The sequence below is a fragment of the Microcystis sp. MC19 genome, assembly GCF_003019735.1.
Taxonomy (GTDB): Bacteria; Cyanobacteriota; Cyanobacteriia; order Cyanobacteriales; family Microcystaceae; genus Microcystis.
The window spans coordinates 3,653,278-3,667,211 of sequence record NZ_CP020664.1 but is presented as its reverse complement, the minus strand read 5'-3'; the positions used below and the strand labels follow the sequence as shown (position 1 = coordinate 3,667,211).

15 protein-coding genes are annotated in these 13,934 nt (G+C 42.5%); 4 read left to right on the top strand and 11 right to left on the bottom strand.

The window, feature by feature from the left end; genetic code table 11:
* Positions 1-316: 316 nt before the first annotated feature.
* From B5D77_RS18655 to hcp, 6 genes are all read right to left on the bottom strand, one after another.
* On the bottom strand, positions 317-604 hold the full coding sequence (locus tag B5D77_RS18655) for a hypothetical protein (protein ID WP_216824527.1): 288 nt from the start codon (positions 602-604) through the stop codon (positions 317-319).
* The gene (locus B5D77_RS18650) at positions 605-1,153 is read right to left on the bottom strand and encodes an oxidoreductase (protein WP_002740992.1); all 549 of its coding nucleotides are present in this window, start codon (positions 1,151-1,153) and stop codon (positions 605-607) included.
* A gap of 46 nt (positions 1,154-1,199) precedes the next feature.
* Positions 1,200-1,664 (bottom strand): hypothetical protein, encoded by a 465-nt coding sequence (locus B5D77_RS18645; RefSeq protein WP_232306211.1) that lies wholly within the window; start codon positions 1,662-1,664, stop codon positions 1,200-1,202.
* Positions 1,665-1,668: 4 nt separating this feature from the next.
* Positions 1,669-2,067: a hypothetical protein gene (locus B5D77_RS18640; RefSeq protein ID WP_106909409.1), complete on the bottom strand. Its 399-nt coding sequence runs from the start codon at positions 2,065-2,067 to the stop codon at positions 1,669-1,671.
* A gap of 6 nt (positions 2,068-2,073) precedes the next feature.
* The gene (hoxU, locus tag B5D77_RS18635; RefSeq protein ID WP_002760545.1) at positions 2,074-2,790 is read right to left on the bottom strand and encodes a bidirectional hydrogenase complex protein HoxU; all 717 of its coding nucleotides are present in this window, start codon (positions 2,788-2,790) and stop codon (positions 2,074-2,076) included.
* Between the two features lie 84 nt (positions 2,791-2,874).
* A complete protein-coding gene (gene hcp, locus B5D77_RS18630; protein ID WP_008203751.1) occupies positions 2,875-4,503 on the bottom strand; it encodes a hydroxylamine reductase in 1,629 nt (542 codons plus the stop codon).
* Between the two features lie 886 nt (positions 4,504-5,389).
* Here hcp and B5D77_RS18620 point away from each other — a divergent pair.
* From B5D77_RS18620 to B5D77_RS18610, 3 genes are all read left to right on the top strand, one after another.
* A complete protein-coding gene (locus tag B5D77_RS18620; RefSeq protein ID WP_002780197.1) occupies positions 5,390-6,529 on the top strand; it encodes a SpoIID/LytB domain-containing protein in 1,140 nt (379 codons plus the stop codon).
* A 269-nt stretch (positions 6,530-6,798) separates the two neighbouring features.
* Positions 6,799-7,278, top strand: a complete 480-nt coding sequence (gene fabZ, locus B5D77_RS18615; RefSeq protein ID WP_002734156.1) for a 3-hydroxyacyl-ACP dehydratase FabZ — start codon at positions 6,799-6,801, stop codon at positions 7,276-7,278.
* 3 nt (positions 7,279-7,281) lie between these two features.
* Positions 7,282-8,049 carry a tryptophan-rich sensory protein gene (locus B5D77_RS18610; protein WP_008203744.1) on the top strand — a complete coding sequence of 256 codons (768 nt, stop codon included), beginning with the start codon at positions 7,282-7,284 and terminating at the stop codon, positions 8,047-8,049.
* Here the strand turns inward: B5D77_RS18610 and B5D77_RS18605 are convergent.
* The 3 genes from B5D77_RS18605 to B5D77_RS18595 all read right to left on the bottom strand — a co-directional run bounded on the left by B5D77_RS18605 (position 8,046) and on the right by B5D77_RS18595 (position 10,312).
* Positions 8,046-8,510 (bottom strand): VOC family protein, encoded by a 465-nt coding sequence (locus tag B5D77_RS18605; RefSeq protein WP_106909408.1) that lies wholly within the window; start codon positions 8,508-8,510, stop codon positions 8,046-8,048. The two genes, B5D77_RS18610 and B5D77_RS18605, sit on opposite strands and share 4 nt — an antisense overlap.
* 110 nt (positions 8,511-8,620) lie before the next feature.
* Complete coding sequence (locus B5D77_RS18600) at positions 8,621-9,439, bottom strand: SirB1 family protein (RefSeq protein WP_008203739.1); 819 nt, start codon at positions 9,437-9,439, stop codon at positions 8,621-8,623.
* Between the two features lie 78 nt (positions 9,440-9,517).
* A complete protein-coding gene (locus B5D77_RS18595) occupies positions 9,518-10,312 on the bottom strand; it encodes a metallophosphoesterase family protein (protein WP_106910026.1) in 795 nt (264 codons plus the stop codon).
* A gap of 374 nt (positions 10,313-10,686) precedes the next feature.
* On the opposite strand from B5D77_RS18595, the gene nagA reads away from it, so the two are divergent.
* Entirely contained in the window at positions 10,687-11,838 is a 1,152-nt protein-coding gene (nagA, locus tag B5D77_RS18590) for an N-acetylglucosamine-6-phosphate deacetylase (RefSeq protein WP_008203734.1), read from the top strand.
* Here the strand turns inward: nagA and B5D77_RS18585 are convergent.
* Together B5D77_RS18585 and B5D77_RS18580 are read right to left on the bottom strand one after the other, a co-directional pair.
* Entirely contained in the window at positions 11,794-12,234 is a 441-nt protein-coding gene (locus tag B5D77_RS18585) for a hypothetical protein (protein WP_039900266.1), read from the bottom strand. The genes nagA and B5D77_RS18585 overlap by 45 nt on opposite strands.
* A gap of 394 nt (positions 12,235-12,628) precedes the next feature.
* A complete protein-coding gene (locus B5D77_RS18580) occupies positions 12,629-13,642 on the bottom strand; it encodes an aldo/keto reductase (RefSeq protein WP_008203731.1) in 1,014 nt (337 codons plus the stop codon).
* Positions 13,643-13,934: the final 292 nt, after the last annotated feature.

The window sequence follows — 13,934 nt, the reverse complement described above, 5'->3', positions numbered from 1 at the left end:
CATACTCAACGGATTTAGTATTACTTTCGATTTTATCACTCAATCCAAGCCTTTGGGGGGTTCTACCCCCCAAACCCCCCGCGCATTAGTTTTTCGGTGGGATGCTTACACGCAGCCGCTGACTCATCTGTAATAATTTAGGAGTCACTCCGCTTGCAGGAGTGCCTCTCCTGATCTGTAGCCTATACTCAGCAGATTTAGTATAATCAGTAAACAGTAATCAGCGAAAAGACAGCAGCAAACTGGCATTTGATCAGGCTCACCTAATACATACTGCTCATTCAAAACTTAAAACTCAAAACTTAAAACTCAAATCTTAAAACTCAAATCTTATAACTGATAACTGATAACTGATAACTGATAACTGATAACTGATAACTGATAACTGATAACTGATAACTGATAACTGATAACTGATAACTGATAACTGATAACTGATAACTGATAACTGATAACTGATAACTGATAACTGATAACTGATAACTGATAACTGATAACTGATAACTGATAACTGATAACTGATAACTGATAACTGATAACTGATAACTGATAACTGATAACTGATAACTGATAACTGATAACTGATAACTGATAACTGATTCAATTAACCAAATTTAATCATTTCTCGTCCTGCCATCACCGGTAATTCCCCTTTTAAAATCGGAATCAATGTCTCGCGAATTCTGTCCGCATCGGGGGGACAACCCGGCATAAAAATATCGATGGGAATGACTTGATGGACGGGCAGCACTTGATCTAATAATTCGGGAACGATACCGGGTTCTTCTGGTAGTTGAGGTGTGTTATCTCCTAACTCTAAATAAGCTCTTTTTAGCACGGGATCGGCAGTTCCTAACATATTTCGCATAGCGGGAACGTTAGCAGTCACGGCGCAATCACCAAAAGAAACGACGGTTTTGGTATTTTGACGGACTAGATGAATTAGTTCTAAATTATCCTGATTAGCGATCGCTCCTTCCACTAAACAGACATCGACATTTTCCGGATAGGTTTTCAGATCGCAGCCGACAGGACTATAAACCACGTCAACTTTTTCGGCTAATTCTAACAGCCATTCATCCAAATCGAGGAAGGACATATGGCATCCCGAACAACCAGCTAACCAGACAGTAGCGAAGCGAATTTTAGACATAATTTTAATTCCTTGTTTGTTAGGTTTTGGCAATAGTGATTACTAGCTAATAGAAAAGCGGCTGTTTACCGAGGGGCGGGTTTTTGCCTGTCTCGACAAGTTCCTGATTATCTGCAATTAAAGAAAAAAGATCGATCCCCTTCCATTCTTGCAAAAATTCACAGATCAGCTGTGGTGTCCAATTTTCACCTCTAAAAAACTTAAAATTTTTCGTGTGGACATTGAGAAAAAAATGCAAGATATTACATTGATCCTGCGCCCCGAAAATAGTCCCCTTGACTGTCCAATTATCCACACTACTGGCGTAATCTTTGATCGCCCGATCTGCCGCCGCCACACGCTCTCGGTATTGATCACAGAATTGGCGAAGCATCTGGGGAAATCGCCCAACTTCGGCGAAAAGTTCGATCGCGGACCAAGCTAAATTGGTTGGTTGAGATTGATAATCCAGCAGGGATAGACAGCGATCCAAGGCTTGCAGAAAGATCTGTTCGAGATTTGTATCATTCATAACATTATTGATTCCCTTGACGCAGTAGGACAGACCAACCATATTGAGCTTGAGCGATTTCGTGAGCAGAAGGCTGATTCATACCCTGATTGATCACTAAATCCGATTCTAAGATTTCGTGTTCTAAAAAGACACGATCAATCGCCGTTCCCTGTCCTCGCGCCATCCTCAACCACGCCTTTGCCATATCAATACTAGGCCAAAATTCATACTGACTGACACCGCTACCGAAAGCGTAGTCCTTTGCTCGTTGAGTTTCCCGAGCAGAAATACCGCAGTAATCGGAAATCAAGCGAATATCTTCATTCATCCCCATAATCTCGTCATACAGAGCCATTTCCGCCCGCAGATACTTGGCATAAATACCTAGATGTCCCCAACGAGCGTTTTGAGAATCTACCATTTTTCGCTAACGCGTCCATTGGTGTTGAGTCCTGGCGTTAACTAAAAATTCCAACTTCGATCGATCTTCCTCTTTTTCAGAAACGGCGGAACCCTTGCGGAATATCGCCCCGGTTGGACAAGCGGCAACACATTTGCCGCAGGAAGTACAGGCAGAAACGCTGCCCCAAGGCTGATCCATTCCCGCAATAATTTTATCTTTTTCGCCGCGATAAGCCAGATCCCAAACGTGCGCCCCTTCAATTTCATCACAGACTCGCACACAACGGGTACAGAGAACACAACGATTGTGATCGATACCAAAAAGAGGATGGGAAATATCCACTTCTCGCTTGGGAAAACGGTAGGGAAAACGACTATGGTCCATACCCACTTCGATGGCTAAATCTTGTAATTCACAGTTACCATTAGCCACACAAACCGCACAAACGTGATTGCCTTCAGCGAATAATAATTCCACTGTCATGCGGCGATATTCTTTCAGTTTTGGGGTGTCGGTATGAACCACCATTCCTTCCGCCACCTCCGTTACACAGGCGGGTAATAATTTATTAATACCTTCAATTTCTACTAAACATAAGCGACAGGCGGCCACTTCGGAAACCCCATCGAGATGACAGAGAGCGGGAATTTTTATTCCTACCTGACTAGCTGCCGCCAGAACTCGCGAACCCGCTTCGATCGCTACATCTTTACCATCAATACTTAAAGTGATTACGGACATAAAAATTCTTCTCCTTGAGGATAATATCCCTCTCCTTCCATAGGCCACGGTTTGTGGCCAAGGGTAGGATTTTTACAGAAAGTTTTAACCTAGACAATCGGCTAAGTCTTTTGCGGGGGTAGTAATCGGCTGCAGGTGATAGGTATCGGCGAGGAATTTGAGGACGTTGGGGGAGATAAATGCCGGTAAAGTTGGTCCCAGACGGATATTTTGCATCCCTAGATGTAGCAGGGTGAGCAGTACAGCGATCGCTTTTTGTTCGTACCAAGAGATAATTAGGGAGAGGGGAATCTCATTGACGCTGACGTTAAAAGCGTTGGCTAATCCTAGGGCGATTTTGATGGCACTATAGGCATCGTTACATTGTCCCAGGTCCATTAGCCGGGGTAATCCTTCGATGCTACCTAATTGTTTGTCGAAAAAGCGGAATTTTCCACAGGCAAGGGTTAAAACGATGCAATCTTCGGGGACTTGTTCCACGAATTCGGTGTAGTAATTGCGATCGGGTTTTGCCCCATCGCAGCCCCCAACTAGGAAGAAGTGACGGATTTTACCCTGTTTAAGGGCATCAACCACCGTATCAGCGACACTGAGAACGGTATTGTGGGCAAATCCCACCATTACCTGCCGAGGTTCGCTTGTTTCAGTAAATCCGGGCAATGACTGCGCTTTAGCAATCACGGGACTAAAATCGATCGCACCGTCAACTGTTTCTAAGCGGTTAATATGGGCATAACCCACAGGTCCGAGGGTAAAGAGTTTACTTTCATAGTTTTCGTGGGGGGGCATGAGACAATTAGTAGTTAAAACTATTGCCCCCGGAAACTTAGCAAATTCTTTAGTTTGATTTTGCCAGGCGGTGCCATAATGACCGTAGAGATGGGGATATTTTTCTTTGAGTTTTGGATAACCGTGGGCGGGTAATAATTCTCCGTGGGTATAGACTGTTATCCCAGTATTGGCAGTTTGTGCCAGTAAAGCCGCTAATTGTTTAATATCATGGCCGGAGACTAAAATGGCTTTACCTAAACGCGGATTTAAGGGAACATTTGTCGGTATGGGATGACCGTAGGTTTCCGTATGACCTTGATCTAATAATTCCATGGCCCGCAGGTTTGCCGCCCCGACTTTTAGACAGATTGCCACCCAATCATTCAGGTTTAAATCCCCCCGATCAATTGCCGCTAAAGTCTCTTGGATAACCTGATAAACTGAGTCATCCTCTTGACCTAATTCCTGAGCGTGAAAAGTATAGGAAGCCAGACCTTTAACTCCGTAGATAGCGGTTAACTTTAGGGAAAAAATATCGAGGTCTTGCAATTTTTCAATTAGTTCTAAGGATACTTCTTGACCTTGGCTGACTAGACTCTCATTAAAATTAGGCTGATAGTTAGCAAGTGCAGACCAGTCCAGCGATCTCAATTGTGCTTTTAAATTTTCCCGCATCTCTAAACAACGCTGAATATAATCAGTAAAACGCCGTTGATCAAAGTTAACATTGGTCATGGTGGCGAAAAGGGCCTCACAGGTAAAAATATCAGCTTCGCGAGTAGATATCGCCGCTTCTTTGGCTTTTAAAACCACCGATGCTAATCCCCGCAGACAATAAACTAATAAGTCTTGAACGGCGTTGACTTCGGGACTTTTTCCACAGGCCCCCCACTGATGACAACCATTACCACTAGCGGTTTGTTCGCATTGTTCACAAAACATAAGGTTTCTCTCTTTTTTCAGTAGATTGACAGATTGTTGCGATTTTTTCTACTAAATTGAATGCCACTTTTTTGAAAGTTAGTTATCAGCCTTCAACGGGCAGTAATTATGGATTTTACGACGGGAAAGCTTGTCTTGACAGCCTCTACTCTCTGAACTATGTTTTTATTCTCTCACCCTTTTTGCCGGTTGGGTTATGATTTTAGATTTCCTCAAGAATTACCGATTAAACAATTATTTAGTTGTCTTAAGTCAATTAAGTATAAACCTCTTGCATAATTAATTTTTGAGGGTTCAAAAAAGGCAAAAACAAGGATTAAATTACATAAAATCTGTAAATATAGCGGCTCTTCTCGACTTTGTGTGATAATTTTTGCTTATGGAATCGTGAAATGCTTACTAGGCAACACTTTTAGGACTATTTTATGGAAAAACCCATCAGTATAGACCTCATTTCCACACAGAAACCAGAAGAGCCATATAGCGGTTCTCGCATCTGTGCGGCACACTCAAACCTTTGCTGATTAAGCTGTTCAGGATCGGGAATGTACCTCTTGTGAATCAGAAACGCTATAGACCGTTTAATTGATTATTATTCATTCTTAATTCTCCTGACTACTGACTCCTGACTCCTGACTCCTAACCCTAACAACAATTTTTGATTTTTACAAGAGGTCTTATTTTTGGTGATTTTTATGACTCGAATAAATCCCGATTAATCGGACAAAATAGGGCAATTTGCCCATTCAGAGTCCCTAGGAGAGAAAAATTGTCAGACAATCGGGAAAAAGTGACAGGGGAAAAATTTTTCCGAACCAGAGTAGCCAAAAAATCCCAGTCCGGGTAAAATTGATTATCGATCGATTGTGTGAGGAGTCCGACCCCCATGACCAATAAACACACAGCAAGGCTGCTGGGTAGTTACCTGCAGCGCCTGCCTGCTCATAGTTGGCTCGTCCTAGTTTTTTGGGCTTTGATTATCGCTCCAGTCCAAGCTGCTGTCGAATTACGCATTGCCATCAGTAAAGGTGTTAGTGCCGTCTCCGTGGGCAGTTCCACCGATGCTGTGGTGAAAGATGGGGCCGGCAGAGTCTTAGGAGAATTGACCGCCATGAATGCCCTCAATGCTAATCCCAGAGGAAAAGCGGTGGGTTTGGCCGATTGGCAGGCCAGTCAATTGATCATCGAACCGGAGAATGATGGTTACGTCTGGATTAATGATCGCTGGTATCGAGGACGCACAAGGATCATTCGGCAAGGTTCTGGGGTGACAGCCCTAAATTTAGTCGATTTAGAGGAATATCTCTATAGTGTCGTCGGTGCGGAGGCGATTCCCTCCTGGCCGCAAGAGGCCTTAAAAGCCCAATCTGTGGCGGCGCGCACCTATGCTCTCTACCAAATGAATACTTCTGGTAATCGCATCTACGATCTAGATACTACCACCCGCACCCAAGTTTATAAGGGTCTAGAAAGCGAGTTTACTAGCACCCACGAGGCAGTTAATGCCACCGCCGGACAAATTATGAGCTTCAACGGCAAACCGATTTTAGCGGTGTTTCACTCCTCCTCCGGGGGTCATACGGAAAATGTCGAGGATGTTTGGAATTCCCCCTTACCCTACCTGCGCGGTGTCGTCGATTACGATCAAGTCGCCCCAGTATTCCAATGGTCAAAAAACTTTAGCGCCGGGGAATTAGGCCGTTTAATCGGTGGTGTCGGTCGCGTGCGATCGCTATCTCCCGAAAGGATCACTCCCCACGGACGGGTGATTAGAATGCGTGTAGTGGGCGATCAAGGCTCTAAATTAATCTCTGATACCCAATTACGGCGATTCCTCGAGCTGCGTAGTACCCTATTCACGATTTCAGCTAATAACGGTACTTTTGCCATTAATGGTCGCGGTTTCGGTCATGGGATCGGTTTAAGTCAATGGGGCGCTTTTTCCCTCGCCGACCAAGGGGTGACCTATGACCGCATTCTCAGCCATTATTATCAAAATGCTCGTCTAACTGAAATGCCCAATTAAAAAGGCTGTCAGCCATTTCCAGTCAACAGTGAACAGTGAACTGATAACTGATAACAAGGATCGAATCTAAAACCTAATTGGTTAAGCTAAGTAGGGAGGCACAATTATTTGTAGGATGGGTTAGCGGTAGCGTAAACTATGCTGGCGTTGGGTTTCATGCTTCAACCCAACCTACGTTCATCTGATCAGTGATCACTGATAACTGATAACTGATAACTGATAACTGATTGTGAGATAATGTCTGATCTCACTTGTAATTTTTGACTTGCATGACCATCGTTACCGAAGCCTTAACCGAGTTGGAACCAGTCATAAAAACTACCTTCACCGTCGAGGAAATTCGCCAACTACTGCCCCATCGTTATCCCTTTGCCCTAGTCGATCGGATTATTGACTATGTACCAGGTAAAAAAGCCGTTGGCCTCAAAAATGTCACGATCAACGAGCCTTTTTTTCCCGGTCATATTCCCAGTCGTCCCTTGATGCCGGGGGTGTTAATTGTTGAATCTATGGCCCAAGTGGGGGGAGTGATTTTAACCCAATTACCCGGGATGAAAGGGAAATTTTTTGCCTTCGCAGGCATTGATAAAACCCGTTTTCGTCGTCCCGTGGTGCCGGGGGATCAATTGATCATGACGGTGGAATTATTATCCTTCAAGATGAATAAAATTGCTAAAATGCAAGGGGAAGCAAGAGTCGATGGGCAATTGGCCGCCCAGGGTGAAATGATGTTTTCTGTCTTTGATTGACCTATGAATTTTGATCGAGATCGTCTCCGACAAGAACTAAATTTATTTGCTATTCTAGGGGCTTTTATTACCAATATTTTCGCTAATATTTTCCCTCTCAAGGGCGAAAATATCGGGGCTATCTCGAATACAGTTTTTCAAGATGTCTTAATTGTTCCCGCTAATTATGCTTTTGCGATCTGGGGATTAATTTATCTGGGTTTAATTAGTCTGGGAATTTACCAAGCTTTGGCTTTCAATAAAACTGAACCGCGTTTGCGTCGGTTAGGCTACGAATTAGCCATCGCTAGTGCTTGTCAGATTCTCTGGGTAATTCTCTTTCAATTGCGTTTTTTTACCCTGTCTTTACTGGCAATGCTAGGCATTTTAATTCCTCTCATCCGGCTTTATCTCCGCTTAGAAATTAATCGCTTTATTGTCAATCGTAAACAGGGTTTATTAGTTAATGCTCCTATTAGTATCTATTTCGCTTGGATTACCGTGGCCACGATTGTTAACGTCGCTTCGCTGCTAGATTGGATCGACTGGCAGCGATGGGGTCTAACTGACCAAATCTGGACGGTAATAATTCTGGTTATCGGGGCAATAATCGCGATTTTAGTCGGTTTAAACCGAAAAGATCGGGCTTTTATCGGGGTGTTTATCTGGGCTTTCTTGGCGATCGCTGTTAAACAGATTTCTCTGCCTCTAATTGCGGTAACGGCGATTATATTAGCGATTACCCTAACTTTTCTGGTTTTTCGTGGCAATTTTCGTCCTCTGAGTCGTTAAGATGCAGGATCACAGCGAATTTCGACGATAAAGCCATCGGGATCATAGAAGTAAACCCCCCTGCCAGTGGGCCGGGTCACGGGTCCACTAGCAATAATAATTCCCTGACTTTGTAGCACTTCTAGGGCAAAATCGAAGCCTTCGGTGGCAATATCGAAGGCTAAATGGTTGGCACGGGTAAAAGCGATTTCAGGATTGTCGTCGGGAGGGTTTAAATCTGGTTCCCAAAATAGGTCAATTACTGTACCATCGGGGGTGATAAAATTGGCCACTTTTCCCTGGGCAACTAATTCTTTTAAGGTGGTGGGAATTTTTTCCCCCACTAATTCCTCTAAGCCTAATATTTCCCCATAAAAATGACGAGAAGCCTCCATATCTTTGACGTTGAAAGCGATATGATGGACTTTTCGTAGTTGACCGATTTTGAGTTTTTTTGTGGTTAGGGAAGGGCTAATAGTCATTTTAGTTAGGGTTTGCTGAAAAAGTTTGTTGGTGGGGTGTGGGGGAATTATGAATTATGAATTGGGATGTGGGGAGAACAAATAAAAATAATCTCCTGACGACGGATGACTTAAGAGTTAATTTTTTGCAATAATTGTCGAATGGATTCCGCATCTTGGGCGTTGGGTAGGAGAGCGAGATAGAAGCCTAAATCCTGTTGCGCTTGGCTGAGTTGTCCAATTTGATAGTAAACTAAACCTCGATCGCGTAGCTCTAGGGGATGATTAGGAATGAGCAAAAGTAGCAGATCTAGTGTCCGAATTGTCTGAGACCATTGTTGACGATTCAGGTAAATATATTTTAAATTAGTCAGCAAACGTAATAAAATTTGCTGATTGGTGGCAATATTGAGAAAATGTTCTTCTAATTTAACTGGCTGTTGATACACTTGACTTAATCTTTCTTGACAGTCCTGTTTAAATAAGATTTCACCACCGTGAAAGGGATCGACAAAGATTTCTACCTCCTCGAAATCGGGACGGATAATAAAATGCCCCGGCATACCAATTCCTACCATGGGAAAATCGATCTGTTTGGCAATCTCTAAATAGATAATCGAGAGAGTGAGCGGAATACCCGTGCGGCGATCGATTACGTCATTTAAGTAGCTATTGCGGGGGTCATAGTATTCTTGGGTATTACCGGTAAATTGTAAATCTTCAAACAAATATTGATTGATAACCTTGACTATTTTTAAAGGATATAATCTATCGGGTAAGCGTTTTTTTACCTCCTCAGCCATTAAGTTTATCCTATTTAAATAGTGATCAATCTTGAGGCGCGGATATTCAAAATTGGCTATTTGTAGAGCTGCCCGAGCTAGATTTATCTCAGGGTCAGGATGTTGAATTGTTTCGATGAAGGCCTGGTATAAGAGTTCAAGGGTCATTAGAAAAGGGTATTAATCAGATTATCAGCTATTTTAACCGATCCTTACGATTTTATTGCTTCTCTTTGCCGATCAACATTAAAGATTCAGCGATTTAGATGAGCTTTCCCTGGAGGAGTAACGAGAAATCTTGTCAATATCTAGATTAACCACTGCTTTTTTTAAAGGGATCGTGCGACAATTTTTATTTTGAGCCTGCACTTGATAAACTAATTGATTTGTCCAATCTAAAGCAGTTAACCAACCACTTTGCGGATGATAAACCCCAGTTTCAATGTCTAGCCAACCGCTGCCGCAAGCTAGTTGCCCTGGTTTGACACCTGGAAAGGTAAAGGTTAAAGTATGACCTGTGATAATTAGTTTATCCTTGAAATAGGGTTGGGTCATGGTATGAAACTCGTTTCTAATCCAACAAAACTCCTCGTTTGTTTGCTGTTCAAGGGGATATTCTGGGTGTACTCCCGCATGAACTAACCAAATATCTCCTAGGTCTAAATAAGCGGGTAGGGATTGGAACCAATTGATATGCTCGGCGGGTATATTGTTATTATAACTTAGTAGTGTCGCCGCCCCGCCACTCTCGATCCAACCGTTTAACCATCTTTCAGAAACTTCTTTTCCTGCCAGAGCTTTTAAGAGCATATATTCATGATTTCCTAGGAGACATTGGTAGTTATTTTTGATGACAAAATCCACCACTTCCAAGCTCTGCTCTCCTCGATCTATTAAATCCCCCAGAAAATAAACCTCATCCTCACTATCGGGGGCAACTCGGTTTAATAGTCGCAAAAGTGCCTGAAAACTGCCATGGACATCTCCGATAATAATACGACGCGGTTCTTGAGTCTGTTCCCCTATTTTTCTAAAAAACACACACCCCTCCCTCATCGCCGACAATACTGACATTGCTACTCTTTTATCCCTAAAAAGGTAGTTTTTATAAGGTCTTGATTTTATTATAGGACAAGCCTTTCCTTCTGACAGTCACTCCCCCCTAAGAACCGCCAGAGAAAGGCTGTAATTGTTTTGTAAAGTATTTTGGCAATCTCTGGGCAGGGAGCGGTCAGGTTATGGTATTATTTTTTTATGATCAGTTTTTATATAATCGGATGTAGGCACTTTTATCTAAACGCAAAGATTCCCATTATATAAAAAAGCATATCAAAAAAATGCCCCCTTGTCAAGCATCATGAAAAAAAAAGTTTTTTTTTGAGATTATAATAAAAAAAAATTAGATTTCTGCTGCTATGATAACCCTAATTAACGCTAGAATTCCCGCCCATCAGGAGCGACAACAAATAGAGATAAATGCTGCTGGAAAGATTGAGAGGATCACGGAGATGGGGGGAAAGACAAGAGGGGAAAAGATCATCGATATGGAAGGGGATTGGCTATCGTTGGGAGGAGTAGATTTACAGATCAACGGAGGGTTAGGATTAGCATTTCCCGACTTAGAAATAACAGATCTAGAAAAATTAGATAAGATTAGCGATTATCTGGGGAATCAAGGCATTGATGGTTATCTTCCCACCCTAGTCACCACCTCCGTGGAGAAATTTCAAAAATCCCTCTCAGTAATTGCCAAATATATCGAAAAACAGCAACAGGAAAATCGATCGAGCGCCCAGGTTTTGGGAGTACATTTAGAGGGACCATTTTTAAACTATGAAAAAAGGGGGGCGCATCCGGGACAATATCTTTTAAACCCAAGTATAGAAACAGTAGATAAACTCTTTGGGGACTACTTATCGATCGTAAAAATTATCACCCTAGCCCCGGAATTAGATAGTAGCGGTACGGTGATTAAATACCTAAGCGATCGAGGGATTACCATCAGCTTAGGACATTCGCAAGCGAATCAAGAAATAGCCAAAAAAGCCTTTTTACAGGGGGCAAAAATGGTTACTCATGCCTTTAACGCCATGCCTCCTTTACACCATCGTCAACCAGGGTTATTAGGGGAAGCAATTATCAATTGTGAGGTGTATTGTGGGTTAATTGCCGATGGTCAACACATCCATCCAACCATGATAGAATTATTACTAAAAGCCAGTAATTATGATCAAGGAATTTTCTTAGTTAGTGATGCTTTAGCGCCGATCGGTTTAGGGGATGGTGTCTATCCTTGGGACGAGAGAGAAATTGAAGTTAAACAGGGAACAGCAAGACTTTTTGACGGTACTTTAGCGGGAACAACGTTACCCTTATTACAAGGAGTAGCCAATTTAGTCAACTGGGGAATATGTGATTTAGAAACGGCGATTCTTCTAGGGACAGAATCCCCCAGAAAAGCGATCGGATTAGCGGGTTTATCGGTGGGACAACCTGCCAACTTTTTGCGCTGGCAATCGGCATCAAATTGGGAAAGATTGGATTTCCGCCAGCATTTTGGCCTCTAACTGTTGAATAAGGGTATCAAGATTGACTTCGAGGCGATCAAAACATTCAGGAGGGGAAAGATCGGGTTGAAAATAAATCAATTTTACCTGACCATCACCGATAGCGACTATAGCCACTTCTTCGCTGGGATTATAGCGATAGATAATCCCAAGCATCTCTTGAATTTTACAATTAACCTTGCGATTTAATTTCTCTAGAGCCTCCCTAGAACAACAGACAAAATGGGGCTGAGGTTTAAGATCAATGCCCAAGATTTCTTGAGCATCTTCTCCCCATTCCGAGAGTAACCCCCACATTAAACCGGCTAATTCTCTTTGATTTTCTTGCACAAATTGATCTAATTGATAGCGCCATTGATTAGCGGGATCATCGGGTATTGGTTGTTCAAATCTCATCATTAGCCTCTTTTCACTTATCAGTTATCAGTTATCAGTTATCAGTTATCAGTTATCAGTTATCAGTTATCAGTTATCAGTCCTTAACAAGGAGGGTGCCGATCCCCCCTTAGTCCCCCCTTAATAAGGGGGGAAAGCTGAGAATTTTTAACACCTACCTACTTATAGACAACTTGGTTCTTCCGAACTTACACTGTATAAAATTCCTCAAGCTCCCTCTCTGCCCAGCAATGCTCTAAAGTTGATAAATATCAATCTAACAAAAACTTAAAGTCTTAGTATACAAGCTTTACAAGCATGAGTTGTTGATAGTTTTACATGACAGTTTCGGTAGAGCCGACAACTTTTCCTCTAGATAGGGATTGAATAGGGATAGAACTATTCACCTTTTCAGTTAACGACGGTACTCATCACCGCAATCACCGATTAGCTGCAATAAATCCCGGGATTTTTGCAAGACATGATCAATTTTTTGATAGTCTTGGGGGGATAATTGAAAATCGAAAATACGGGCATTTTCTGCGATATGTTCGGCAACGCCCAAACGCGCCCCGATAATTGCCCCGGCTACTGCTTTTTGTTCGAGAACATAACGCACTGCCACATTAGGAATGGTGACGTGATAGGAATCAGCGATCGCTTTAAGAACGGTTAATAATTCTTGGAATAATTGCCAGTTTCCCCAAGCATCGATCATGTTTTTATATTTCCGTAAACTAGCGGTATTGAGACTCATGGCATTGGGTTCAGGATGACCGAGATATTTTGCCCCTAATAAGCCTCCTGCTAGAGTACCATAGGCGAGTAGATAGATGTTATGTTCTTGGCAAAATTGCGCCATTTTAACGAGGGGACGGCGATCAATCAGGGAAAACTGGACTTGATTGGAGACTATTTTAATCCCAGCGCTGAGAATAATTTTTAAATGTTCCGTGTCAAAATTAGTCAAGGCCAGGTGTTTAATTTTGCCTTCCTGTTGTAATTCTCCTAAAAAATATAAGGCATCTAGATAATTTTTATCGCAATAATCCCACCAGTGAAACTGCAATAAATCGAGACTATCCACATCCATGCGACGTAGGGAAATAGCGATATTTTTTTCGACTATTTCCTTAGTCATTTTACCCGGACGGGGAACCCATTTAGTGAAAGCTTGCAGATTATTTAAGGCATCAATGCCCCTTTGGGCGACTAATTGACGACGAAATTCACCGATAAAATCTTCGGCCGGACCGTAATGATCGGCCAGATCCCAAGTGGTGAAACCGGCATCTAGATAGGAGAACATACTAGAGATCGCTTTTTGGGGTGCGATCGAACCATGGGCGCCTGAAACCTGCCACATTCCGTTCAAAATACGGCAAATTTCCAGATCGGGGGTAAACTGTAAGCGACGAGATTCGGACATGGGAATTATGAATTATGAATTATGAATTGGGGAGGGGAGCATCTCACCTTTGTAACCCCTAAATCAGGTTTTTATGTCAAGCTATTTTGAAAGCCTTGCTAGAAAACAGTTTTAGGGATAAGTATAATTACTCACTTGCATAAATGAGATGCTCAATTGGGGAGTGGGGGGAGAGGGAAGTGGGGAGAAGGAAGTGGGGAGAATAAATAAAAATAATCTCCTGACTCCTAAATACTGACTCCTGACGGCTAAAAAGCCGATGAATCTACTTTCTTAAATTATCGCCCGATTT

Bases quoted from the DNA above. Each gene is read 5' to 3' on its own strand.
- B5D77_RS18645 (WP_232306211.1), bottom strand. From the start codon at position 1,664: ATGAATGATACAAATCTCGAACAGATCTTTCTGCAAGCCTTGGATCGC.
- B5D77_RS18620 (WP_002780197.1), top strand. From the start codon at position 5,390: ATGACCAATAAACACACAGCAAGGCTGCTGGGTAGTTACCTGCAGCGC.
- hoxU (WP_002760545.1), bottom strand. From the start codon at position 2,790: ATGTCCGTAATCACTTTAAGTATTGATGGTAAAGATGTAGCGATCGAA.
- fabZ (WP_002734156.1), top strand. From the start codon at position 6,799: ATGACCATCGTTACCGAAGCCTTAACCGAGTTGGAACCAGTCATAAAA.
- B5D77_RS18600 (WP_008203739.1), bottom strand. From the start codon at position 9,439: ATGACCCTTGAACTCTTATACCAGGCCTTCATCGAAACAATTCAACAT.
- hcp (WP_008203751.1), bottom strand. From the start codon at position 4,503: ATGTTTTGTGAACAATGCGAACAAACCGCTAGTGGTAATGGTTGTCAT.
- B5D77_RS18640 (WP_106909409.1), bottom strand. From the start codon at position 2,067: ATGGTAGATTCTCAAAACGCTCGTTGGGGACATCTAGGTATTTATGCC.
- nagA (WP_008203734.1), top strand. From the start codon at position 10,687: ATGATAACCCTAATTAACGCTAGAATTCCCGCCCATCAGGAGCGACAA.
- B5D77_RS18585 (WP_039900266.1), bottom strand. From the start codon at position 12,234: ATGAGATTTGAACAACCAATACCCGATGATCCCGCTAATCAATGGCGC.
- B5D77_RS18650 (WP_002740992.1), bottom strand. From the start codon at position 1,153: ATGTCTAAAATTCGCTTCGCTACTGTCTGGTTAGCTGGTTGTTCGGGA.
- B5D77_RS18610 (WP_008203744.1), top strand. From the start codon at position 7,282: ATGAATTTTGATCGAGATCGTCTCCGACAAGAACTAAATTTATTTGCT.
- B5D77_RS18605 (WP_106909408.1), bottom strand. From the start codon at position 8,510: ATGACTATTAGCCCTTCCCTAACCACAAAAAAACTCAAAATCGGTCAA.
- B5D77_RS18580 (WP_008203731.1), bottom strand. From the start codon at position 13,642: ATGTCCGAATCTCGTCGCTTACAGTTTACCCCCGATCTGGAAATTTGC.